This is a genomic window from Streptomyces sp. NPDC052109, from assembly GCF_040680195.1.
Taxonomy (GTDB): domain Bacteria; phylum Actinomycetota; class Actinomycetes; order Streptomycetales; family Streptomycetaceae; genus Streptomyces.
Genome location: NZ_JBFAWF010000027.1, coordinates 55198 through 76869, shown reverse-complemented (window position 1 = coordinate 76869; position 21672 = coordinate 55198). Strand labels below are relative to the sequence as shown.

Here is a 21672-nt window from a genome sequence, read left to right as displayed (position 1 = left end):
TCCAGAGATGGACAATCAGTCCAGATTATGTGGGGAAGACTCCGTGGACGAGGTGGCGGAAGGCCGGGGCAACGGCGAGCGAGACGGCGACGGCACCGTCGCGGCCGCTTCCGCCGAGGCAGACGAGCACATCGTCCGCGAGGCCGAGAAGATCGCCGTGGCGTTGGGCCGTATGTTCCCGGGCCTGTGCGAAGTGGTCCTGCACGACCTGCGGGTCCCGGACCACTCGATCAGGGCGATCGAGAACAACCTCTCGGGCCGCCAGGTCGGCGACTCCACAACCGAGTTGGGCCTGGCCCGCATCGAGGACCCCGACTACCCCAGCGTCATCCAGAACTATCCCAACCAGTTCCCCGACGGCCGGCCGGCCAAGAGCACGTCCATCGGCATCAAGAACGCCGCCGGGGAGTACATCGCGGCGCTCTGCCTGAACCTGGACGTGTCCGTGCTGTCACCGGTGACGCTCGCGCTGTCCAATCTGGTGGCCACGGACACCGAGCAGCGCGAGCAGCCCGTGGAGACCCTGCGGGACCGCAACACACGTGAACTGCGCCGAGCGGTGGAGGCGCACGCCGCGGAGCACGCCGCGACGCCACGGTCACTGAGCCGCGAGGACAAGAAGGCACTCGTACGGCAGTTGCAGCGCGACGGCTACTTCGACTCGCGCGACGCCGCGCAGACCATCGCGGACCTGCTGGGCGTGTCCCGGGCGACCGTCTACAACTACGCCAAGTAGCGGCAGTGCTCGGTCTGCCGCGCGCGTCCTAGGAGACATCCCTCTGTGAACTCCCCTGTCAACACCCGTGAGAGCACCACCCCGTCCTCCCGAGCACGGACCCTGGCCGACCCGGACACACCGTTCGCCGTCGTCGACGTGCACACCGTGCGGCGCAACATAGCGCGCCTGAGGGCCAGGGCCGACCGGCTCGAGGTCACCCTGCGTCCGCACGTCAAGACCGCCAAGAGCCTCGACGTCGCCGCCCTCCTGCACTCGGGCACCCCGTGCCCGGTCACCGTGTCCACCCTGGCGGAGGCCGAGGCCTTCGCCGACGGCGGCTACACGGACATCACATACGCCGTCGGCATCGATCCCCACAAACTCCCGCGTGTCGTCGCGCTGTTGCGCCGCGGCGTCACCCTGCGCATCCTGCTTGACAGCACCGAACAGGCGTCGTTCGTCGCCGAAGCCTCCCGGCAGGCGGGCATCCCCCTCCCCGCCCAGATCGAGATCGACTGCGACGGCCACCGCGGCGGGGTCAAGCCCGATGACCCCGCGCTCCTGGCGATCGGCCGCGCCCTGCACGACGCGGGCTGTCTGGACGGGGTCCTCACCCATGCGGGTGAGTCCTACTTCGCCCGCACCGCAGAGGAACAGCGCCTGGCGGCGGAGAACGAACGCGACACCGCCGTCGCCGCCGCAGAACGGCTGCGTGCGGCCGGCCTGTCCGTGAACGTCGTCAGCGTGGGCTCCACCCCCACCGCTCACGCCGCCGGGGACCTCACGGGCGTCACCGAACTGCGCGCCGGGAACTACGTCTTCTTCGATCTGGTCATGGCCGGTCTCGGCGTCTGCCGGGTCGAGGACATCGCCCTGTCGGTGGTCGTCACCGTCATCGGTCACCGCCCCGAACACGGGTGGATCATGACCGACGGCGGCTGGATGGCCATGTCCCGCGATCGCGGGACCGCCGCGCAGACGCAGGACCAGGGCTACGGCCTGGTCACCGACCTCGCCGGCCACCTCGTCCCGGGCCTGGTCATGACGGCGGCGAGCCAGGAGCACGGCACCCTCACGGCCCGCGACGGCGCCGACCTGCCCGACCTGCCGGTGGGCACCCGCCTGCGCATCCTGCCCAACCACGCCTGCGCCACCGCGGCACAGCACCGCGGCTATCACATCGTCGACGGCACCCGCCCCGCCGGCCCGGCACCCGCGGTCGAGACCTTCTGGGAACGCGTCATCGGCTGGTGAGCCCCGGCCCCCGGAAAAACGATGTCAGTGGCGTCATCGGCGCCGTCGGCGCAGCCGCCGTGACTCCAGCGGATCCCTCGGCCGTAGTCTCCGGCGGTCTCCTCACGGGCCATCGAGTCCGTACGCCTCTCGGCTGAGGCCCCAGCCGATCCGCGTGGAGCGCCCCCACCGCCGCGGCTCGGGGACTACTCGACGAACGGCGCCCCGCGACGTGCCGGGTCCGTGGGCCTGCCCCTCCGCCTCGGCCACGAGTCGCGAAGGCGGAGGTCGCGGTACCCGGTCGAGTTCCGTCGCGTCCACCGAGACCAGCGTCTCGGCACCCGAGCGGACCTAGGCGCGCCAGGCTGCCGACTGCCGCAAGCCCGCCCGTCTCCGTAAGCCCGCGCGCCATCCCCGGCCGCAACGGCCCGGATCCTCGCTACTCGCCGGCGTTCTTCGGCTCGGTCAGCCGGCGCGCGGCCTCGACGACCGCCGAGCGGTGCAGGGCCAGCCGCTCCGGCGACCAGGGCCCGCCGACCTCGCCGGGGCCGACGCCCTCGGCGGCCCAGAACCAGGCCTGGGCCGCGGCGAGAACCATGGTGAGGAGATCGTCGGGCTGCATCTCCGGGGCGACCTCGCCACGCCGCTGCGCCTCGGCCACTTCACCGGCCTTGCGGCTGAAGGCCTCCTGCTCGAGCCCGGTGGCGGAGGGACGCTCCAGCAGCTTCCACAGCCGCAGACGCATCAGATCCGGCCGGGCGACCAGGTGGTCGAAGATCGCGCCGGCGTATCCGGGCAGATCACCGACGTCGAACGGCACCGACTCGGCGCCCGCCGCCATGGCTCGCCCCAGGACCTCGTCGAACAATTGTTCCTTGTTGCCGAAATAGACGTAGATCAGCCGCTTGTTCGCGCCCGCGGCCTCGGCGATCCTGTCCACTCGCGCACCGGCGATCCCGTAAGCGGCGAACTCGGCGAAAGCGGCGTCGAGCAGCCGGGTCTTGGTGGCGCTGGAATCCCGTGACATGCCCACCACCTTAGCAAGTAACTATCTGGTTATTGACACCGTCGGCCCGCACTCCTATGGTAAATATCTATCCAGTTAGTTACCAGTGCTGCTGTCAGGAGAGCCCACCCATGTCCGTACCCCAGACGCCCCGCACGTTCGGGGCGAGCACAACCGCCGCCGACGTGATCGACGGCGTCGACCTGCACGGCCGCCGGGCGGTGGTCACCGGAGCCAGTTCCGGAATCGGGGTGGAGACCGCCCGGGCGCTCGCCGCTGCCGGCGCCGACGTCACCCTCGCCGTGCGCAACACCGACGCGGGTGCCCGCGTCGCGGCGCGTCTCGCGGAGGAACTGCCGCCCGAATCGGGAAAGTTGACGGTCGAGCGGCTCGACCTGGCCGACCGGTCGACGGTCGCGGCGTTCGTGGCGGCCTGGCACGGCCCGTTGCACATCCTGGTCAACAACGCCGGACTGATGGCCCCGCCCGAGCTCACCCGCACCCCTGACGGCCAGGAAGTGCAGTTCGCCGTCAACCACCTGGGCCACTTCGCCCTCGCCGCCGGCCTCCACCCGGCACTCGCCGCGGCGGACGGCGCACGGATCGTCTCGGTCAGTTCCATCGGCCACCTCTTCTCCCCGGTCGTCTTCGACGACCTGGCATACCGCTTCCGCCCCTACGACCCCTGGATCTCCTACGGACAGTCGAAGACCGCCAACATCCTGTTCGCCGTCGGTGCTGCGGAACGCTGGGCCGACGACGGCATCACCGCGAACGCCCTGATGCCGGGCAACATCGCCGACACGTCCCTCGCCCGGCACATGGACATGCAGCAGGTGGCCGACTTCATCGCCTCGGGAGCCATCGCACTGCCCCCGCAGAAGACGGTGCAGCAGGGTGCCGCGACCTCCGTGCTGCTGGCCGCATCGCCGACGGTGGAGGGCATCACGGGCCGTTACTTCGAGGACTGCGCGCAGGCCAAGCCGGTCACCGAGCGCCCCGGTGCGGTCGCGGGTGTCGCGCCGTACGCCCTGGACCGGGACAACGCGGACCGGCTCTGGACCGTCTCCGAGGCTCTCGCCGGATAGCGGCTCCACGCTGCCGGCACGACCTCGCGACACGAGCAGGGGCCCACGGCGGAACCGGCAACGACCCGATGAGCGGGCAAGGACCAAGGTGCCTGCCCCGCCGCAGCCGTCCGCCCGCCCACGGCCAACCGGCGGCGGACGGGATCCCGATCGGCGCTAGCCCGCATGCCGTGCCGGGCTGACCTGCGGCGGGACCACTACCGTTGGGTCGCATGACCATGTGGCTGCCCCTGTCCGCGTTCCCCAGGCTGTCCGGCGCGGTGGCCCTCGGCGGGGCGGTCGGAGTGGTCGTCGGCGTGGCGACGAGCCCGCCGCTGGGGATCCTCGCCGGGGCGGCGGTGACGGGGGCCGTCTTCGTCGTGACGGGCTGGCTGGTGCTCTGGCCGATGGACGCCGCCACGACCCGCCGCAACACCCTGCGCGAGGACCTGCGGCCGGTCGCGGAGGAACTGGTCGTGGTGTCCGCCTCGCTGGGCGGCCTGGTCGGGATCGTGCTGCTGCTCCTCCTGAACGGCTCCCGGACCGGCGACGCCGCCGCCGTGACGGCACTGGCCGGTGTCTTCCTGGCCTGGGCGGCCCTGCATCTGATGTATGCCACCCGCTACGCCGTCCTGTACTACGACGGATCCGCCGGCGGCATCGACTTCAACTCCGACCAGCCACCCGCGTACAGGGACTTCCTCTACTTCAGCTACAACCTCGGCATGACCTACCAGGTCTCCGACACCGACGTGTCCAGCCCGGTCATCCGCGCGGTGGTGCTACGGCACACGCTGCTGTCGTACGTGTTCGGCACCGGCATCCTGGCCACCACCCTCAACCTGGTCGCGGGGATGGTCGCCCGCTGACCGGCCTGCCCGGCGCACGGTCCGGTCCACGGCCAGTCCCGACGTGTCCTTCTTCTCCGGCCGTGACGGCGTCCGCCTCGCCTACCGGGGGTCGGGTGAGGGCAGACCGCTGGTGCTGCCGCACGGAGTCACCGGAGACGCCACCCTGTGGCTGCACCACGGGCAGGCCGATGCAGGTCCTCGGTACCGGGGGCGGAGCGGGCGCGTCCCTCAGGCCGGTCCCCACCGGGTGGGGACGTTCGAGCCGGGATCGCCGGAGGAGTGCTCCCGGCTGTGGCTCCGGTCGACGGGTGCCGACCCGGTGGCCCTCCTGCACGTCCTGGACTCGCTCGTCGCCACGCCGGCCGAGCAGTCGGGACGTGTCGAGGTGCCGACGCTCGTCGCGGTGGGTGCCGACGACGTGCGTGCCGCCCCGGCCGACGAACTGGTCCCGGCACTCCCGCGCGGCACTCGGGCCGTTGTGCCCGGAGATCACCGGACGGCGGCCGGCGGGCCGGAACTCGTCGCGGCGATCGTGGACTTCCTTGCCGACCACCGGTGATCGACGCACGGCGGCCGCGGTACGTCCCCGTGCCGGAACAGACCTTCCACCACGGCGCGTCACAGGCCGCCCGCTCTCCCTGCCGGCGTGCGGTTACCCGTGCTGGAGACCGAGACAGGTCCAGGACACGCCCGGGCGGCCGTGCGGATCCTCGCGCTGGGCGTGGTGGAGGACGCCCAGGCCGTGCCTGCGGGCGAGGCCGATCGTCTCCTGTGCGGTGACGGGGAACATGCGGCGGCCCACCGGCACGGGGCCGTGGCGCAGGGAAAGGATGATCCGGCCGCCGGTGCCGAGAAGGCCGGTCAGGCAGACCATCGCCGAGGCACGCTGTTCCTCGTCGAGGTGCATCCAGACCGCGCTGAGCAGGATCAGGTCGAAGCGTCTCCGAGAGGCGGTCAGGCCGGGCAGTTCGGGCAGCGCGTCATCGGTCCACTCGATCTGCTGATCGGCGCGGAGACGCCGGCCCAGCAGGCGCAGTTCGGCGGTGGGCTCCGCGGCGACGACCCGGTGTCCCGGGCGGCCAGCACCGCCGCGTCGCGACCGCTGCCCGCCCCGATGTCCAGCACCACGCTCGGCCGCACGGGGAACAGGTGCAGCACCTCACGATGCACCTCGGCGAAGGTCACGCTCTCGTACTGATCGGCCAAGTCCTCGGCCGCCGCCCCGTATCCCGCGGTGCCGGCCATGGCTCGCAACCGCTCGTGCATCGTGTCCCTGCCCATGGCCGGGATCGTATGGCAGCCGGAGAAGCGCCGTCGCCTCCGAGCTGCGGAACGTCCGGCCGCGCCTGCGGACCGGCCGGTCCGAACACCCCGTGGGATCACCGACTTTCGCGGACACCGTGTCGTCGCCGGCCGTGTCGGCACGTACCTGACTCGCTGCCCCCCCGCGACGACCAGACGGCAGCCGTAGTCCATGCAGTCCCGGTTCAGCAGGTCCGTGTGGCCGCGCCGCCAGGCTCCGGACGCCAGGTCCGCGCGCAGGCGCGCCATCGCCCGTTCGACGACGGGCGGCGGGAGTTGGGCGAATGTGGGGCTCGCCCGCCGGATCGCCGGGTCGAGACAGAACTCGGGCCGCCGCCAGTGCGCGATCCGGAAGCCGTCGGTGAGGTCGTGCGGGACGGCGAAGGGCACCACGGTGTGCGCGTCCAGCGCTGCCACGACATCGGAGAGGGAGGTGAACCGGGTGTGTTCGAGCTGCCGGATCTCGGGCAGGTACTCCTCGATCAGCCACAGTTCGGGCAGGTGCTGTGGGTCCCAGGTGAAGACCACCTGCCGGTGGGAGACGCGCAGCAGTTCACCGAGGCCACGGTGGAGGTCGGGCCAGTGGTGCCCGGTCATCACCGCCATGGCGGCCTCGAACTCACCGCTGCTGAACGGCAGTTCCTCCGCACCGGCCAGGACCTTCCGCCGACCGGGATGCTGGTCCAGCATGACCCGCGAAGGGTCCACCGCGGTCACCTCCGCATCGGCCGGCTCGTGGGAGCCGGTACCCGCACCCGCGTTGACGACCGTACGGGCTCCCGCAAGGGCCCGGTGGACCAGCGCCGCCGGACGCGGGTCGGGCCTGCGGATCCGCCGGTAGCCGATGCCGATGCGGTCGTACGTCGCCGTCGCCGGGGCGCCCCCGGAAGCAGAAGCAGTCATGCGCCGGATCCCACCAGGCGGATCGCCGCGGCGGCGAGAGAGTCACCGCGGGCCGAATCTTGCTGCTCCGACACCTCGACCGTCGCCTGCCGCAGGCACTGGTGGGCCCTGCCCGGTCACGGCCGCCCGCGCAGGACGTAGGCGGGGCGGGGCGCGATACCCGTGCGACGGGCAGCGTGCGGCGTGCGGCGTGCGGCGGGAGTCGATGGAGGGCACGTCAGCTCTCTGGTCGGCCTGGCAAGTTACGCGCCGGCGAAGGGCGAGAGCCGGCGAACTGCAGGGCCGCTGGTGGAAAATGGTTCGAAGGCTTCGCGGAGCCCTGGCACAGTGGCGCACCATGGATGACTCCGAACTCGTGACCGCTGCGGACGTACAGCTCATGCAGGGTCTGGCGCAGCGGGTCACTGCCGTCCGTCCCGACCTGGTGAACAGCGACGCGTCAGTGGGCGAGCTGGCCTGGATCTGGGGCAGAGGGCACGCGAGCGAGGGCCAGAGCTGGCTGCGTCGGCTGTGGTTCTCCGGTGAAGTTCTGGTCGCGTGGGGCTGGGCCTGTCTGCCCCACGAGGTGAGGCGCAGTGACGGGTCGGTGAAGGACGTCACCGGCGCCTCCCTGGCATATCAGGTCCATCCCGACCACACCGAGCTGGTGGACGAGGTGATCGACTGGTACGACGGTGTGACGGTCGGCATCGAGCGAACCGTGGTGCCGAGCGCCGCCGATGAGTTCGCCCTGAAGCGATGGGCGGCGCACGGCTATGAGACCGATCCGGACTCGCTCGGCGACACCGGCTCCTGGACCCAACTCAACGAGCGGGACCTCAAGGACGTGGAACGGCCGGTGCTGCCGGACGGGTACCGGTTCCGCACCGCCGACGAGGTCGGGCCGCAGGCCGCGGTCCAGGCCCATGTGGACGCCTGGGCTGCGTCGACGTACACGGTCGAGGGCTACGAGGGCGTCCGGCAGACACCGCCGTACCGCGCCGACCTGCACGTCCTGGTGGAGGCGCCGGACGGGACGATGGCCGCATCGACGATCATGTGGCTCGACGAGGCGAACAGGACCGCCCAGTTCGAGCCGGTCGGAACGCATCCGGACCACCGACGGCGCGGGCTGGGCAGGGCGATGCTGCTGCACGGGATGCACCGGGCGCGGGAGGCCGGGGCCGCTCACATGACGGTCGTCTGCCTGGGCGCACCGGGGCACCCCAGGGCGCGCGGGCTTTACTACAGCGTCGGGTTCCGGAAGTTCACACGAGACGCGCCGCTCATCAAGACCGGAGGCTAGTGCTGTGAGCGCACAGGTTCGCCGAGTTGGTGCTCACGGCTTCTGTGCCGGTTGGATGTGATGACACGTCCGATCGGTGCGGGGAGACGGGGGACCGTGCGCAGGGGCAGCACCAGCACGTTGCGCTTCCGTCGCGCGATGGTGCTGCTCGCCTCGGCGGGCGGGAACAGCGTCCCGGTGGTCGCGAATCTCGTGCAGGCAGACGAGGACACCGTCCGCGATGTGCTCCACGATTTCACGAGATCGGCCTGGCCCGCCTGGCCCCTCGGTGGGCGGGAGGCCGTCCCCGCCTGCTCAGCGATGAGGACGAGGATTTCGTCGTCCAGGCGGCCACCACCCGACCGACCACGCCCGGCAAGCCCTTCACCCGCTGGTCGATCCGTAAGCCAGCCGACCACCTGCGGCGCAATGTCTCCCGTCCGATACGGATCGGCCGTGAGACCTGCGCTGCCTTCTCGCCCGCCGCGGGATCACCTTTCAGCACACCAAGACGTGGAAGGAGTCCACCGACCCGGACTTCGACGCCAAGTTCGACGCCAAGCTAGAGCGCATCGAGTAGGCCCTCACCGAGCGACCCGACCGAGCCTTCGCCACCGACGAGTTCGGCCCGCTCGGCATCCGCCCGACCGCCGGGACCTGCTGGCCCGGGCCGCGCAGGCCCGACCGGCTTCCGGCCGCCTACCACCGCACCCACGGAGTGTGCTGCATCCACGGAGGCTACTCGGTCGGCGACGAGACCCTCTGGGCCGTCAACACGGCGCCGCACGGGCGCCGACCACGGTCTCCGCACACACAGGCAGCAAGATCCGCCGGTGGGCGGCCAGGAACAAGGTCGAGCTCTGCTTCACGCCGACGAACGCGTCCTGGGCGAACCCGATCGAGGCGCACTTCGGGCCGCTGCGGCAGTTCACCCTAGCCCACTCGAACCACCCCAACCACACGGTCCAGACCCGTGCGTTGCACCGCTACCTGTACGGGCGCAACCAGAACGCCCGCCATCCTGGCGTCCTGGCCGCCCAGCGCCGGGTACGCCCCGGGGCCGGCAGCGAGAAGGGCAGGGCATCCGCTGAGGCGGCCGCCCTCTCAACCCCGCGGTCTGACCACCCGCCCCTTGATCGTCAGTGACCCAGCACGGGGGCCTCGCCGCAGGAACCTGCTCTGTCAGGGCCTTTCTGGCTTGCGGGCCAGGAGGCAGGCGTGTGGTCTGTTCACCCGTCCGCCGGGCTCCTGCTCCAATCGCGCGGTGACGACGAGTCCGGCCTGGCCCAGCAGGCCGACCATGTGGCCCAGGGGCAGAACGTGCGACTCGTAGGACACCGGACGGCCATAGCCGTGGGTCGGCCGCAGCCGTTCATTGCCGACGTAATCTCCCCAGAGCAGGAAGCCGCCGGGCGCGAGCGTGCGGTGGAATTCAGCGAACACCGCCGGCAGCCACTGCGGGGGCGTGTGGTGGGTGGAATACCAGGCCAGGATGCCGCCGAGCTCGTCGTCCCCCGTCTCCAGGGCCGTCATCGAGCCCTCGGTGAACCGCAGGTCCGGGTGGGCGTGGCGGGCCAGCCCGATCATCTTCGGTGACAGATCGACACCGAATGCGGACACCCCCAGCCCGGCCAGGTGCGCCGTTACGCGGCCGGGGCCGCACCCCAGGTCTGCGACCGGCCCCAGACCGGCCGTCCGCACGAGTTCAGCGAACCCCGCCAGCATCGCGCGGGACAGCGGGTCCATCTCTGCTGGAGGCGGGACGCGTTCGACATAGTCGGCGGCGACCGTGTCGTACGACTCCCGGACAGCGGTCAGAAAGGAAGGCTCGGCCATGCGGGCGACCCTAGACCAGACAACTGACAGGCCGGCACGACCTTGTTGACCTGCCCGACATCCACCCCTGCAGACACCCGGCCGCCACACCGACCCGACGAACCTGATGCGGTCACAGCACGAGGGCCTGTCCGAAGTCGTAACGACGTGACGGGAAAAGGGTTGAGGGGTGATCATCGGGCTGGTAGCTTTCAGTCGACCGTGACACCGCCCGAGGAGGTGAGACCCATGAACGCTGTATCAACGTGGGTGCTCCCCCTTCCCATCACGGCAGGCGATTGACGTAGGTGTCGCCGGGAGCGCCTCGACAACAAGGCACTCCCGAAAGGCAACACCTATGTACTCTCTGCAGTTCACCGCCGAGTCGTCGTCGAACGGCATGATCGAACGCGACTTCATCGTGGGCGGCGTCCCCGGCGTTCTCTGGTCGCCGGCTTCCGGCGCAGCCGATCGCGCGCCCCTGGTCCTGATGGCCCACGGCGGCGGCAACCACAAGAAGCATCCGGCGATGTCCGGCCGCGCCCGGCTCCTCGTGACCGGCTGCGGTTTCCACGTCGCCGTAATCGACGCGCCCGGACACGGTGACCGGCCGCGCACGACGCACGACGAGGCGGAAATCGCCGAGCTGTTCCGGGCGCGGGCGGCGGGCGAGCCCGAAGGCCCGATCGTCGTGCGCTACAACGCGCACCTGGCGGAGCTCGCCGTGCCCGAGTACCAGGCGACCCTGGACGCCCTCCAGGAACTCCCGGAGATCGGCACCGACGGGCCGGTCGGCTTCTGGGGCATCAACATGGGCACCGCGATCGGCATACCGTTCGTGGCGATCGAACCCAGGATCACCGCCGCGGTCTTCGGCCAGCACTGGCCCGATGCCCTGGCCCAGAAGGCAAAGCAGATCACCATCCCGATCGAGTTCGACCTGCAGTGGGACGACGAGCACATCTCGCGCGAGGAGGGCCTCGCGCTGTTCGACGCCTTCGCCTCAGAGGAGAAGTCGTTGCACGTGAACTCGGGCAAGCACAAGGAGCTACCCCGGTTCGAGGCCGACAGCGCGGTCCGGTTCTTCGCCCGGCACTTCGGCCGGCCGATCACCTCGCCGGCCTGACATGCGCGGTTGCGGCGTCCGGCTTGCCGGCCGGGCGCCGCGACGGCGGCCCCGGATTGAGGCTGCGCATCCAGATGATGGAGCGGCGTAGTTGGAGCCCCGCCATGCAGCTCGCGGGCGTCCTGTCGTAGCGCGGGGCCAGGCCCCGCCATGCCCGGATCTTGTCGATGCAGCGTTGCGCTGGTCGTCTCCGGCGCCGCCACCCCGCGCGGCGTCCGCGTCCACGGACCGGTCCACACCACGCAGATCGCCCCGACGATCCTGCGGCTGCTGGGCTTCGGCCCGCGGAACCTGGTCGCCGTCCGCATCCATCACACCCGGATCCTCCCCGCGCGCCGACCCGCGCACCCCTCCCGCACCCCTCATGCGGCTGCTCCGGTCGGCGTAGCGGTTCGTTACCCACTTTCGGGTGACCGCATGGGCGGTGGGCGGGGTGGCGCAGCCTGGCGATCGGTTGCCTCGGGCTTGTGTTTCCAAGGGGACATGCGGTTGATAAATGCCCAGACTCCAGCATTCAGGACATAAATGGTCGTTGCATGCGAGAGTCATGGATTTATGCAGGATGCGTAATGCTGTGCGCGGTACCCCACCAAAACCGGGCGCAGGTTGCAGGGTGTGGCTGTGCGGCCGACCGGCCGCCGACTCGCGCATCCTCGCGAAGGGGGACCTCGTGTCCGTTGCTTCTTCCGTCCGCCGTACGACCGCCGTCGCCGCCGTGGCCGCCGCCACGGTAGGCGCCCTGGCGCTCCCGGCCGCTGCCGTCGGTCACCAGCCGGGCCATGCGCGGCACGGAGCCGTGTTCATCAGTGGCGTACAGCACGCCTGGCAGAGCCGGGACGACCGCTCCAACCGCTCCCTGAACAAGCAGTGGGTGGCCATCACGAACAACACCCGCCGGGCGATGAACCTGGACAGCTGGACGCTGTCCGACCGGGACGGCCACACGTACACCTTCCACCACGTGCTCCTCGCGGGCCGGGGCACCGTCCGCGTCCACACCGGTGTCGGCCGCGACACCCGGACCGACGTCTACCAGGACCGCCGCACGCGCGTGTGGGACGCCAACGCCGACACCGCCGTCCTGCGTGACGCCCGCGGCCGCCTCGTCGACTCCGTCTCCTGGGGCCAGAGCCACCGCAGCCACGGCGCGGGCCGCCGTGACGGGGCCGGCTGGCACCACGCCGGTCTCCAGCACCGCGGCGACCACGTCGGCGGTCGCCACCACTGACCCGGCCCGCGGCCCACGCCCCGGGTGCACCACCGCTGACACACCTCTGCACGGGTCAGGCACCGGACGGCCTTCGCGCCGACCGGGGCCTGACCCCTTGCTGTGCAAGGTGCCGGCCGGCCGGACCTCGGACTCCTCGCTCCCCGGAACTCCCCCGAAACAGGCCCTGTGCTCACACCCGCCTCCCAGCCCCTGTGCGATGGGCGTAACCCCTGATGATCAGGCTCGGAGACACCCGCGTAATGAGCGGTTCGTACGGTCACGAAGGGTGAGATCAGGTCGAGCACACGAGAGGGGTGACGCCCGTGGCCGCGCCGGGCTCGCGGAGTGAGGGCACGACGAAGGTGCGGACGGTCTGCTCGTACTGCGGCGTGGGCTCCGGCATCGTCCTCGACGCCGGCAGCGGACCGGACGGGCGCCATACGGTCCCTGGTCGACGCCGACCGGGCCTTCGTCGAGGAACTGTGGGACCTGGAGCCGGGCACGCTGCGCGCCGACGGCGTCGGCAAGGGCACGGTCGAGATGTTCCGGAAGATGGCCGACGGGGACATCAAGGCGTGCTGGATCATCTGCACCAACCCGGTCGCCTCGGTCGCGAACCGGAAAACGGTGATCGAAGGCCTGGAGGCCGCCGAGTTCGTCGTCACCCAGGACGTGTTCGCCGAGACGGAGACGAACGAGTACGCCGACGTCGTCCTGCCCGGCGCGCTGTGGACCGAGACCGAGGGCGTCCTGATCGACAGCGAACGCAACCTCACGCTGGCCCGGCCGGCCGTCGATCCACCCGGCGAGGCCACGGCGGACTGGCGGATCATCGCGGCCGTGGCCCGTGCGATGGGTTACGAGAAGGGGTTCGGGTACGACAGCGTCGAAGAGGTATTCGAGGAGCTCAAGCGCGCCTGGAACCCGGCGACCGGCTGGGACCTGCGCGGAGCGAGCTATGAGCGACTGCGGGTCACCCCGGTGCAGTGGCCGGCGGCGACCGCGAACGGCTCGGACCGCAACCCGATCCGGTACGTCGGCGCGGACGGCTCACCCACCTTCCCGACCGCGACCTGCCGTGCGGCCCTCCACGCCTGCCCGCACGTCACGCCTCACCGGCAACCGCCTGCTCAGCCTGCCCGGCGCCGGCAATGAAGTCCGGCGCTTCACCATTGACACCCGGGACAGCGACACACCGCTGGTCTACGAAGCGGGGGACGCCCTGTCGGTCCACCCGCTGAACGAGCCCGGCCTCGTCACGGAATGGCTGGCGGTCACCGGACTGGACGCGGACGCGCCGGTTCGGGTCAAGAGCGCCGAAGACATGCCGTTCGCCGAGGCCCTGCGGCGCCATCTGGACATCACCCGCGTCGCCCGACCTGCTGCGTTTCGTCGCCGACCGCGCCCGCGACCCGCGAGAGCTGCGCAAGCTGCCGCGGCCGGACAACAAGGGGGAGCCGGCGCAGTGGTCCTGGGGACGCCAGGCCGTCGACGTGGTCACCGAGTTCGGCATCCGGGCCGGGGCACAGGAGTGGACCGACGTGCTGGGGCGCCTGAACCCCCGCCTGTACTCCATATGCTCCAGTCCCCTCACCGACCCGCACCTGGTGTCCCTGACGGTCTCCGTCGTCCGGTACGAGAACCTGGCCGGCCGGCCCCGCCAGGGGGTCTGCTCCCCCTTCCTCACCGACGCCGAGCGCGGCACGCCAGTGCCGGTCCGCGTCCAGCGGGCCCCGCACTTCCGCCCGCCCGCCGACCCCGCCACACCGGCGGTGATGGTGGGCCCCGGCACGGGCATCGCGCCCTTCATCGGCTTCCTGGAGGAACGCCGCGCCCGCGGCCACCGAGCCCCGAACTGGCTGTTCTTCGGAGAACAGCACCGCGCGACGGACTTCTACTACGAGGCGGAGCCGGCCGCGTTCCTGGCCGAGGGCACGCTCACCCGCCTGGACACCGCCTTCTCCCGTGACCAGCGCGCCAAGATCTACGTCCAGGACCGGATGCGCGAACACGGCCCGCTGCTGTGGTCCTGGCTCCTCGACGGTGCCCGCCTCTACGTGTGCGGCGACGCCTCCCGCATGGCCAAGGACGTCGACCGGGCCCTCCAGGAGATCGCCACCGTGCACGGCGGCCTGGACGCGGGTCAGGCGGCGGCGTACGTCAAGCAGCTCGCGGCCGAGAGGCGGTATGTGCGGGACGTGTACTGAGCGGGCCGCATGAGCGCCGGTCCAGCCGGATCCCCGGATTTCACCCCGGCGTGCCTCACCCCGATGCCCGCCGGGGAGCCGTGGGGGACTAGCGTTTTCCCGGCACGGAGCGAGCCGGTTCTTCCGTGTCGAGTCGAAGGAGGACGAATCGCGATGGATGGTCACGCGATGACCGAACTGTCGGCCGGCCAGCTCCCGGAACTGACCACAGGGCGCCTGCTGACCACCTGGCACCTGGACGTCCCTGCGCTGCTGCTGGTCATCGCCCTGGGCGCGCTGTACGGCTGGGGCGTCGCCCGGCTGCGCAAGCGGGGCGAGCCATGGCCGCCCGCCCGTGTCGCCGCGTTCGCGCTGCTCGGCCTGGGCGCGCTGGTGGTGGCCACGATGTCCGCTCTGGCCGTCTACGACCATGTGTTGTTCTGGCCGGCCGCCGTGCAGAACATCCTCCTCGACCTCGTCGCGCCCCTGGGTCTGGCCCTGGGCGACCCCCTGCGCCTCGCCGTCCACGCCCTGCCGGAGGACTCCGCCGCGCGAGTGCGCCGGGCCATGACCGGGCGCCTGGTGCGTGTGGTGACGTTTCCCCTGGTCAGTACGGCCCTGGTGCTCGCGACCGAGCTCACGGTGTACTTCACGCCGTACTTCGAGACCGCCCTGCGCGTTGGCTGGCTGCACGAGCTGATGTATCTGCACCTGCTCGTGGCAGGCTGCCTCTTCGTCGTACCGGTGCTGACCCACGAGAAGACGCTGCCCGCCTGGTGCACGCATCCGGTGCGGGCCGCGCTGGTCTTCCTGGACGGCGTCGTCGACGCGGTGCCGGGAGTGGTGGTCATGACGCACAGCACCCTGATCGCGGGCGCCTGGTACCTGCACCACGCGCCGACCTGGTCCCCGGACGTCCAGCACGATCAGCAGATCGGCGGCGGGGCGATGCTCAGCATCGCCGAGCTGGTCGCGTTGCCCTTCCTGCTGGCGCTGCTGTACCAGTGGGCGCGCGCGGAGCGGGTCCAGACCGCGGCCCTCGACCGTCGCCTGGACGCGGAGCTCGCCCCCGCCACCGTGCCTGCCTCGGAACACGACCAGGCACCGTCCGCCGAGCGGGTTCGCCCCTGGTGGGAGACCGAACAGAACGACGTGGCCGCGAGGATCCGCAGCCAGCACCGGGAGAAGTGACCGACGACGGCCCCCGGCTCCCGGCGGGGCCGTCGGAGACCGGCTGCCCGGCGCGCACGGCGTCGGTCAGGTCTGCCGGGAGCGCATCGGGTTTCCTTGGCGACCTCGTCCGGGCACTTCCGGTGCCGCCGGCGCATCCACCGGGCGGGCCGCCAGTCGAACGTCGCGAGCGCCGACGCCGCCATGCCGCCGGGGAGGGCCGCGCCCAGCACGGTGACGAGGGCGCCGCGGTGGTCGTGGCTCCTGCCGAGCAGAGGTGGAAGAGGCCGGGCGGAGCGGCCGTACCCACCGCCGCACCGAGCCGCCGCCCGGTCTGCAGGGCGCCGCCCGCCGCGCCCGCCATGCAACGGGTACGTCCCGCGCGGGGTCAGGGTGGTGCTGGGGGAGACCACGAACCGCTTCCGACGCCGCCGGAGAACAGGGCCGGGACTGCGAGCCGGGGCGCGACGTCGAGCGGCGCGAAGCGGGGCAGCAGTGCGGTTCCGCCCAGGCCGACGATCACCCCGCCAGGCCGCACACGGTGAGCGGACGGCCCGACAATCCCCGACGAGGGAAGGCACCGAAGGCAGCCGCGAGAGCAAGGAGGTCGTCGTGTGCAAAGCCGCAGGCTGCTGACAACACGCTCAAGCAGACGTGTAGCTGCATTTTAACGGCGCACTCCATTGACTTGAGTCGCTCCAGAATTTAGATTGGGTACATAAAGGTTACGGATGAAGCGTGCAAACGGCGTCGACGGCGAGCCGGCGCCGCCGTGGCCTCGCGACGGGTCCGGGTGTGCGTGACAGGTACGGCTGCGACCGATCGTCCTTGTCGAGGTATTGGCTCGCGTTCTGCACATTCTGGAGGCAGTGATGGCTAGGAATCGATCGATTCTGGCCGGCACCGGGCGCCGAGACGCCCGTCATGCCGCGGCAGCGGACGGGGGTCCAGTGGAGCAGGAGCCGATGGCCCGAGCTGCCACGCGTCTGCGCGACGCGCAGCTTCGGGTGACTGCGCAGCGCATGGCCGTACTCTCCGCTGTCGACGAGCTGCCCGGACATCCGGACGTCGAAGCCATTCGGACCCGTGCGCAGCAGGTGACGGGCCAATTGTCGCTGCAGGCCACGTACAACGTCCTTCGTGTGCTGACCGAGGCCGGCATGATCCGCTGTACCCAGATCGCAGGTCTTCCGGCACGGTACGAACCCGAACGCAAAGATAATCACCACCACTTCGTGTGCCGCGTCTGCGGCGACATCATCGATGTGGAGTGCGCGGTCGGTGCGGCTCCCTGCCTTGACGCCAACCTTCCCGCCTCCTACCGGATCGACGAAGCCGCAGTCACCTTCTGGGGTACCTGCGAACGCTGCGCATCCTCGGCCGGTACTTCCGGCGAGTCGTCCGGTGACGCCGAGCGGCGCTGATCGCTTCGCCGGCACATGGACGCCTGGCTTGGCGCTGGGTGCGGCGTATCCCGAGGTGCGGGGCCGATCCGATGTTCGTCGGTGCTGATTTCGGGGGCGGCTTGGCGCGGCAGCACGTCTTGTCGATGGTGCGTCCCGAGGTCAGTCCCGATTCAGGCTCAAGCGGCAGGCTCAAGTAGACGCAAGATATTTTAATTTCTCCATTGTCTTGAGTCATTCCACAAACTAGAGTGGAGCTCAAGAAGGTTCGGATCCCGAACGGCGCAGAGTTCAGCTGAGAGGACGTCTCACTCTCACTCGCCAAGGCGATGCGCTCCCGGTGGCCGCGGAGGAACGGGCCACAGCAGCACTACAAGGCGCGGTCACATCCACCAGCGGCGCTTTGCCTGCGTCCATGGGGTGGGTTCGCGCTCGGCGCCTCGCGAACCGGTGTCTACCCAAAACAGGACGATCATCGTGGTTACCTGCATCCGCCCAGAGCCGGAGAGCACCGCCCTCGGCACCAGCACAGACGTCTTCCACACCGCGGACAAGCTCGCTCAGGCAGCGGTGGCCGACCTGGCCGACTTCGTCGCCATCGAGGTGTCGGAGCCGACACTGCACGGCGACGTGTCCACGCCCCGCCCTCTGTGCAGCGGCACACCGTTTCGACGCGCCGCCTTCCAGTCCAAGCCCGGAACCGACGTCAGGCCCGCGTACGCGGTGGGTGACGTGTCCCGGATCCCTCGTGCGACCCCCTACCGGCAGACCCTCGTCGATCTGCACCCTCGCCTCATCCTCGACCTGGTCCGCGACGGGCGGTGGCTGGTGCACGATCCCACCCGCGCACACCGCATCAGGGAGGCGCAGGCCCACTCCGCCATGGTGGTCCCCATGATCGTCGGTGGCGCCGTTCTCGGGCTGGTGGGCATGTATCGACGGGCAGAATCCGCTCCCTTCGACGTGGACGACCTCCAGGCGGCCATCAGGTTCGCGGAGCGGGCCGCGCAGTGTCTGGACGTCGTCCGTGGCCGGATCCAGGGACGCGTCCACGCCCGGCTCCTGCAGCGAAACCTGCTTCCTGAGGTGCTTCCGTCCCTCGGAGCGTTCGAGGCTGCCGAAGGACAGGTTCCGGTGGAGGGCTCAGGTGGCGAGTGGTTCGACATCATCCCGCTGTCCGGTGCACGCGCGGCCCTGGTGGTGGGAGCAACACAAGGGCGGGGCGTCGATGCCGCAGTCGGCATGAGCCAGTTGAGAGCGATGATCGTCGCGCTGGCCATACAGGACCTGGCGCCGGACGAGATACTCGCGCGCCTGGACGACATGGCGAACCGCCTGGGGGAGCCCCTGGTGTCCGGCCGGCTCCCGTCCGACGTGAAGTACGCGGGTTCCAGTTGCCTCTGTGTGGTCTACGACCCCGTCACCGGGCGCTGCATCTCGTCACGGGCCGGCGCTTCGCAGCTCGTGGTCATCCGCCCGGACGGTGTCGTCAGCGCACCGGGCCTGCCCTCCCATCCGACTCTGGGCTCCGATGGGCATCCTTACGAGACCACCGAGGTCGACGTACCCCCGGGTACGGTCCTGCTCCTGAAGAGCGGCGGTATCGACGATGCGCACCCCGATGGCGACGCGACCGCAGAACACCTCCGTGAGGTGGTGAACCGGTCTGGACCCGACGTGCGGAAGATCATCGAGAGCGCCCGTCGCGACGTGGCCCCGGGCCATGAGCCGGCCCTGCTCGTGGCCCGTGCACAGGCCTTGGACGCAAAGAACGTCGCGAGCCTGGCCCTACCGTCCGACCCCGCAGCTGTCGCCGCCGCCCGCGCCTGGACCCGCCGGCAGTTGAGGACATGGATGCTCGACGAACTCGCTTACACCACCGCCTTGATCGTCAGTGAACTCGTGACCAATGCCATCCGCTACGCGACCGGACCGACGGAACTGCGCCTGATCAACGACGGCCACACACTCATCTGCGAAGTCTCCGACACCAACGGTGCCGTTCCCCGTCTGCACAAGGCCCGCCCGAGCGACGAGGGCGGCCGCGGCCTGTCCATCGTCTCCGAGCTCACACAGCACCGAGGAACGCGCCTCACCGCTTACGGCAAGACCGTGTGGACCGAACAGTCCCACTCGACGTGAGTCCATATCGGGGGAACCGACACCTCCCGAGGGGCGTCGGCCGCCATGGGCATCCAAGGACGGGCATCAGCCTGAACTCCCCTCGCCCACGCGCGGATACGCAGCCCGCGGGCCAAAGGAGCTGAAGACATGGGTGTACAGACCGAAAAGCCCATCCCGTCCCGCTGGAACAAACTCCCCTCGCTCGCACAGGTGATCATCTCGAAACGACTTCCTGAGCGAATGCGGGAGAGGAGCGGCGCCTGCGAGTCCATGCTCGTCGCCCCTCTGCTGGTGATCGCGCTGGACACGACCGCGGATCTGCTCACACCCAACTTGCAGTTCAACCGGCTGCTCGGCGTGGCGCCGGCGCTGGCCGCCGCCATGTGGCCCGTGGCCGGCACGCTGGTCATCGGACTACTGGCCTTGACAGCCGGCATCGCCCTCGCCGCCGCCCACCACGATCTCGGACAGACGTCCAGTGTGTTCACCGTCGTGGCGATCACGGCCGTCACGCTTGCCGCTGCATACGCCAGTCGGGTACGGCAGCACCGGGAGCGCACCCTCGCCGCGGTCCGCAGCGTGGCGGAAACCGCCCAGCACGCACTGCGGCCCCCGATCCCGCGCCACCTCGGACACGTCGACATCGAGACCATCTACCAGGCCGCTGCCGCGCATGCCCGCATCGGCGGCGACTTCTACGAGGCGCGCCGGACCCCGCACGGCGTGCGGCTGATCATCGGCGACGTGCGCGGCAAGGGACTTCCCGCTGTCGAAGCCGCATCAACGATGCTCAACTCCTTCCGGGCGAATGTGCGGGCCGCGCCGGATCTGCCGTATCTGGCACACATGTTGGAAGCAAGCATGCACGAACACTTCGAAGACGTCCTCACCGACGACACGCTCGAGCGCTTCGTCACCATCGTGCTCGTCGAGATCCCCGCCGAGGAGCCCGTCGCCCGCCTCGTCAACTGCGGACACCCCCCGCCGCTGCTGCTCCACGACGGCGAGGTACGCGAGGTGGAACCCAGCGAACCCTCGCCGCCCATCAACATGGCCGCCCTTCTCGGCGACCACTACCAGCTCGACACCATCCCCTTCACCATGGGCGACCGCCTGTTGCTCTACACCGACGGCATCAGCGAAAGCCGCGACCTGACCGGCACCTTCTACCCCCTCGCCCAGCGCATCCGCCGATGGGTCTCGGCCCCGTCCCGCCAACTCCTGCACCACCTTCACCACGACATCAACGCCTACGTTCCCGGCACCCGCGACGACGACGTAGCCGCGCTCGTCGCTCACCGCGTCACACCGGGCGAACGGCGACATCCTCGCCACGTCTGACACGCGGCCACGGGTACCCCGTGGCACAAAACCGCTGGCCAGGAGGCATGCCTCCGTGGCAAGGCCTCCGCCGTGGCAGAGACGGACAGCATCGTGATCACTCCGCTTGCCGAGCGTCCATCGTTGCTTTCCCACATCTACGAGATCGCTGAGACGTGGCCGGCCTTCGTACCGCACGATCCGGTTGCGGAAGCCTTGCTGAGCCGGGTGGCCGAGGACTTCCCCCAGTACTGCGTGGTCGCAACGGACGGTGGCCGCGCTGTCGCCCGCAGGCGAGCGTGTCGTTCAACGCCGACCTCGACGGCCGTGCTGGAGATCACGGTGCACACCGCATATCTCGGGCGTGGTCTGTCCTACGGCATGCTGGCCGCGCTACGGGACGCCGTAGGCCGACAGGGCCGCAACGTGCTGTTGGCCCCGGTCCGTCCCACGGTCAAGCACCTCGAACCGCGCGTCACCATGACCGACTACGTCCGCCGGCAGAATGACGACGGATTTCCGGCCGGCCCCTGGCTCCGAGTACACGTCGAGGCCGGTGGCAGGATCCAGAGGGTCGCCTCGGCATCGATGACGGTCAGCGGCTCACTGGCCCAGTGGCGACAGTGGACCGGCCTGCCATTCGACAGCGACCGTGACATCGACGTACCGGGCGCCGGCGAGGCAAGTCACAAGCTCGGCGGTTGACTTCGAGGTTCGTCAGGATGAGCAGGGCGCGCAGGAGGCACGGTGGGTGAGCGGGATCGGTGCGGAGCTTGGTGAGGATCCGCCAGTTCTTCAAGTGGGCGAAGCCGTGTTCGACCGGTGCGCGTCCGACGGCGGGGACCCGGCACCCAGTCGCGCCGGCGGCGGACGGTGGACTCTGACATGTTGTTGCCGCCGACCATATCGGCCGGGTGCTGGTCATGACGCAGGACAGCCAGGACGATCACCGCGATCTTCCCGGGCGGCGGCGA

General features: G+C 70.3%; 17 protein-coding genes and 2 pseudogenes. 15 read left to right on the top strand and 4 right to left on the bottom strand.

Annotation, left to right across the window (positions count from 1 at the left end; genetic code table 11):
• The first annotated feature begins 130 nt into the window (after nt 1-130).
• Together AB0L59_RS36235 and AB0L59_RS36230 are read left to right on the top strand one after the other, a co-directional pair.
• The gene (locus tag AB0L59_RS36235) at nt 131-736 is read left to right on the top strand and encodes a PAS domain-containing protein (RefSeq protein ID WP_365591062.1); all 606 of its coding nucleotides are present in this window, start codon (nt 131-133) and stop codon (nt 734-736) included.
• 45 nt (nt 737-781) lie between these two features.
• Nucleotides 782-1972, top strand: a complete 1191-nt coding sequence (locus AB0L59_RS36230) for a DSD1 family PLP-dependent enzyme (protein ID WP_365590996.1) — start codon at nt 782-784, stop codon at nt 1970-1972.
• Nucleotides 1973-2390: 418 nt separating this feature from the next.
• Here the strand turns inward: AB0L59_RS36230 and AB0L59_RS36225 are convergent, their stop codons facing one another.
• On the bottom strand, nt 2391-2978 hold the full coding sequence (locus tag AB0L59_RS36225) for a TetR family transcriptional regulator (protein ID WP_365590994.1): 588 nt from the start codon (nt 2976-2978) through the stop codon (nt 2391-2393).
• A 110-nt stretch (nt 2979-3088) separates the two neighbouring features.
• Between AB0L59_RS36225 and AB0L59_RS36220 the strand changes: the two genes are divergently transcribed.
• The 3 genes from AB0L59_RS36220 (at nt 3089) to AB0L59_RS36210 (ending at nt 5434) form a co-directional block, all read left to right on the top strand.
• Complete coding sequence (locus AB0L59_RS36220) at nt 3089-4045, top strand: SDR family NAD(P)-dependent oxidoreductase (protein WP_365590992.1); 957 nt, start codon at nt 3089-3091, stop codon at nt 4043-4045.
• A 212-nt stretch (nt 4046-4257) separates the two neighbouring features.
• Nucleotides 4258-4893, top strand: a complete 636-nt coding sequence (locus AB0L59_RS36215) for a DUF1345 domain-containing protein (RefSeq protein WP_365590990.1) — start codon at nt 4258-4260, stop codon at nt 4891-4893.
• 43 nt (nt 4894-4936) lie between these two features.
• The gene (locus AB0L59_RS36210; protein ID WP_365590988.1) at nt 4937-5434 is read left to right on the top strand and encodes a hypothetical protein; all 498 of its coding nucleotides are present in this window, start codon (nt 4937-4939) and stop codon (nt 5432-5434) included.
• A 93-nt stretch (nt 5435-5527) separates the two neighbouring features.
• On the opposite strand, the gene AB0L59_RS36205 is transcribed toward AB0L59_RS36210, so the two are convergent.
• Both AB0L59_RS36205 and AB0L59_RS36200 read right to left on the bottom strand, forming a co-directional pair.
• Nucleotides 5528-5782 (bottom strand): hypothetical protein, encoded by a 255-nt coding sequence (locus AB0L59_RS36205; RefSeq protein ID WP_365590986.1) that lies wholly within the window; start codon nt 5780-5782, stop codon nt 5528-5530.
• A 47-nt stretch (nt 5783-5829) separates the two neighbouring features.
• Nucleotides 5830-7080, bottom strand: coding sequence for a class I SAM-dependent methyltransferase (locus tag AB0L59_RS36200; protein ID WP_365590985.1), 1251 nt, complete (start codon nt 7078-7080; stop codon nt 5830-5832).
• 337 nt (nt 7081-7417) lie between these two features.
• Here AB0L59_RS36200 and AB0L59_RS36195 point away from each other — a divergent pair, with 337 nt between their 5' ends.
• Both AB0L59_RS36195 and AB0L59_RS36190 read left to right on the top strand, forming a co-directional pair.
• Nucleotides 7418-8365, top strand: coding sequence for a GNAT family N-acetyltransferase (locus tag AB0L59_RS36195; protein WP_365590983.1), 948 nt, complete (start codon nt 7418-7420; stop codon nt 8363-8365).
• 96 nt (nt 8366-8461) lie between these two features.
• A pseudogene (locus AB0L59_RS36190) lies at nt 8462-9435 on the top strand (helix-turn-helix domain-containing protein); the annotation flags it as partial.
• A 91-nt stretch (nt 9436-9526) separates the two neighbouring features.
• Here the strand turns inward: AB0L59_RS36190 and AB0L59_RS36185 are convergent.
• Nucleotides 9527-10180, bottom strand: coding sequence for a methyltransferase domain-containing protein (locus AB0L59_RS36185; RefSeq protein WP_365590981.1), 654 nt, complete (start codon nt 10178-10180; stop codon nt 9527-9529).
• A gap of 337 nt (nt 10181-10517) precedes the next feature.
• Between AB0L59_RS36185 and AB0L59_RS36180 the strand changes: the two genes are divergently transcribed.
• From AB0L59_RS36180 to AB0L59_RS36145, 8 genes and pseudogenes are all read left to right on the top strand, one after another.
• A complete protein-coding gene (locus tag AB0L59_RS36180) occupies nt 10518-11285 on the top strand; it encodes an alpha/beta hydrolase (RefSeq protein ID WP_365590979.1) in 768 nt (255 codons plus the stop codon).
• A gap of 670 nt (nt 11286-11955) precedes the next feature.
• Nucleotides 11956-12513, top strand: a complete 558-nt coding sequence (locus tag AB0L59_RS36175; RefSeq protein ID WP_365590978.1) for a lamin tail domain-containing protein — start codon at nt 11956-11958, stop codon at nt 12511-12513.
• A 413-nt stretch (nt 12514-12926) separates the two neighbouring features.
• Nucleotides 12927-14702: pseudogene (locus AB0L59_RS36170) on the top strand (molybdopterin-dependent oxidoreductase); the annotation flags it as partial.
• 168 nt (nt 14703-14870) lie between these two features.
• On the top strand, nt 14871-15872 hold the full coding sequence (locus AB0L59_RS36165; RefSeq protein ID WP_365590976.1) for a cytochrome c oxidase assembly protein: 1002 nt from the start codon (nt 14871-14873) through the stop codon (nt 15870-15872).
• 929 nt (nt 15873-16801) lie between these two features.
• The gene (locus AB0L59_RS36160) at nt 16802-17275 is read left to right on the top strand and encodes a Fur family transcriptional regulator (RefSeq protein WP_365590974.1); all 474 of its coding nucleotides are present in this window, start codon (nt 16802-16804) and stop codon (nt 17273-17275) included.
• Nucleotides 17276-17731: 456 nt separating this feature from the next.
• A complete protein-coding gene (locus AB0L59_RS36155; protein WP_365590972.1) occupies nt 17732-19396 on the top strand; it encodes a SpoIIE family protein phosphatase in 1665 nt (554 codons plus the stop codon).
• Between the two features lie 129 nt (nt 19397-19525).
• Nucleotides 19526-20719 (top strand): PP2C family protein-serine/threonine phosphatase, encoded by a 1194-nt coding sequence (locus AB0L59_RS36150; RefSeq protein ID WP_365590970.1) that lies wholly within the window; start codon nt 19526-19528, stop codon nt 20717-20719.
• A gap of 72 nt (nt 20720-20791) precedes the next feature.
• Nucleotides 20792-21403 carry an N-acetyltransferase gene (locus tag AB0L59_RS36145; RefSeq protein ID WP_365590969.1) on the top strand — a complete coding sequence of 204 codons (612 nt, stop codon included), beginning with the start codon at nt 20792-20794 and terminating at the stop codon, nt 21401-21403.
• Nucleotides 21404-21672: the final 269 nt, after the last annotated feature.

Coding starts and splice junctions, on each gene's coding strand:
- AB0L59_RS36195 (WP_365590983.1), top strand. CDS start 7,418: ATGGATGACTCCGAACTCGTGACCGCTGCGGACGTACAGCTCATGCAG.
- AB0L59_RS36165 (WP_365590976.1), top strand. CDS start 14,871: ATGACCGAACTGTCGGCCGGCCAGCTCCCGGAACTGACCACAGGGCGC.
- AB0L59_RS36225 (WP_365590994.1), bottom strand. CDS start 2,978: ATGTCACGGGATTCCAGCGCCACCAAGACCCGGCTGCTCGACGCCGCT.
- AB0L59_RS36180 (WP_365590979.1), top strand. CDS start 10,518: ATGTACTCTCTGCAGTTCACCGCCGAGTCGTCGTCGAACGGCATGATC.
- AB0L59_RS36200 (WP_365590985.1), bottom strand. CDS start 7,080: ATGACTGCTTCTGCTTCCGGGGGCGCCCCGGCGACGGCGACGTACGAC.
- AB0L59_RS36205 (WP_365590986.1), bottom strand. CDS start 5,782: ATGCACCTCGACGAGGAACAGCGTGCCTCGGCGATGGTCTGCCTGACC.
- AB0L59_RS36220 (WP_365590992.1), top strand. CDS start 3,089: ATGTCCGTACCCCAGACGCCCCGCACGTTCGGGGCGAGCACAACCGCC.
- AB0L59_RS36215 (WP_365590990.1), top strand. CDS start 4,258: ATGACCATGTGGCTGCCCCTGTCCGCGTTCCCCAGGCTGTCCGGCGCG.
- AB0L59_RS36185 (WP_365590981.1), bottom strand. CDS start 10,180: ATGGCCGAGCCTTCCTTTCTGACCGCTGTCCGGGAGTCGTACGACACG.
- AB0L59_RS36150 (WP_365590970.1), top strand. CDS start 19,526: ATGGGTGTACAGACCGAAAAGCCCATCCCGTCCCGCTGGAACAAACTC.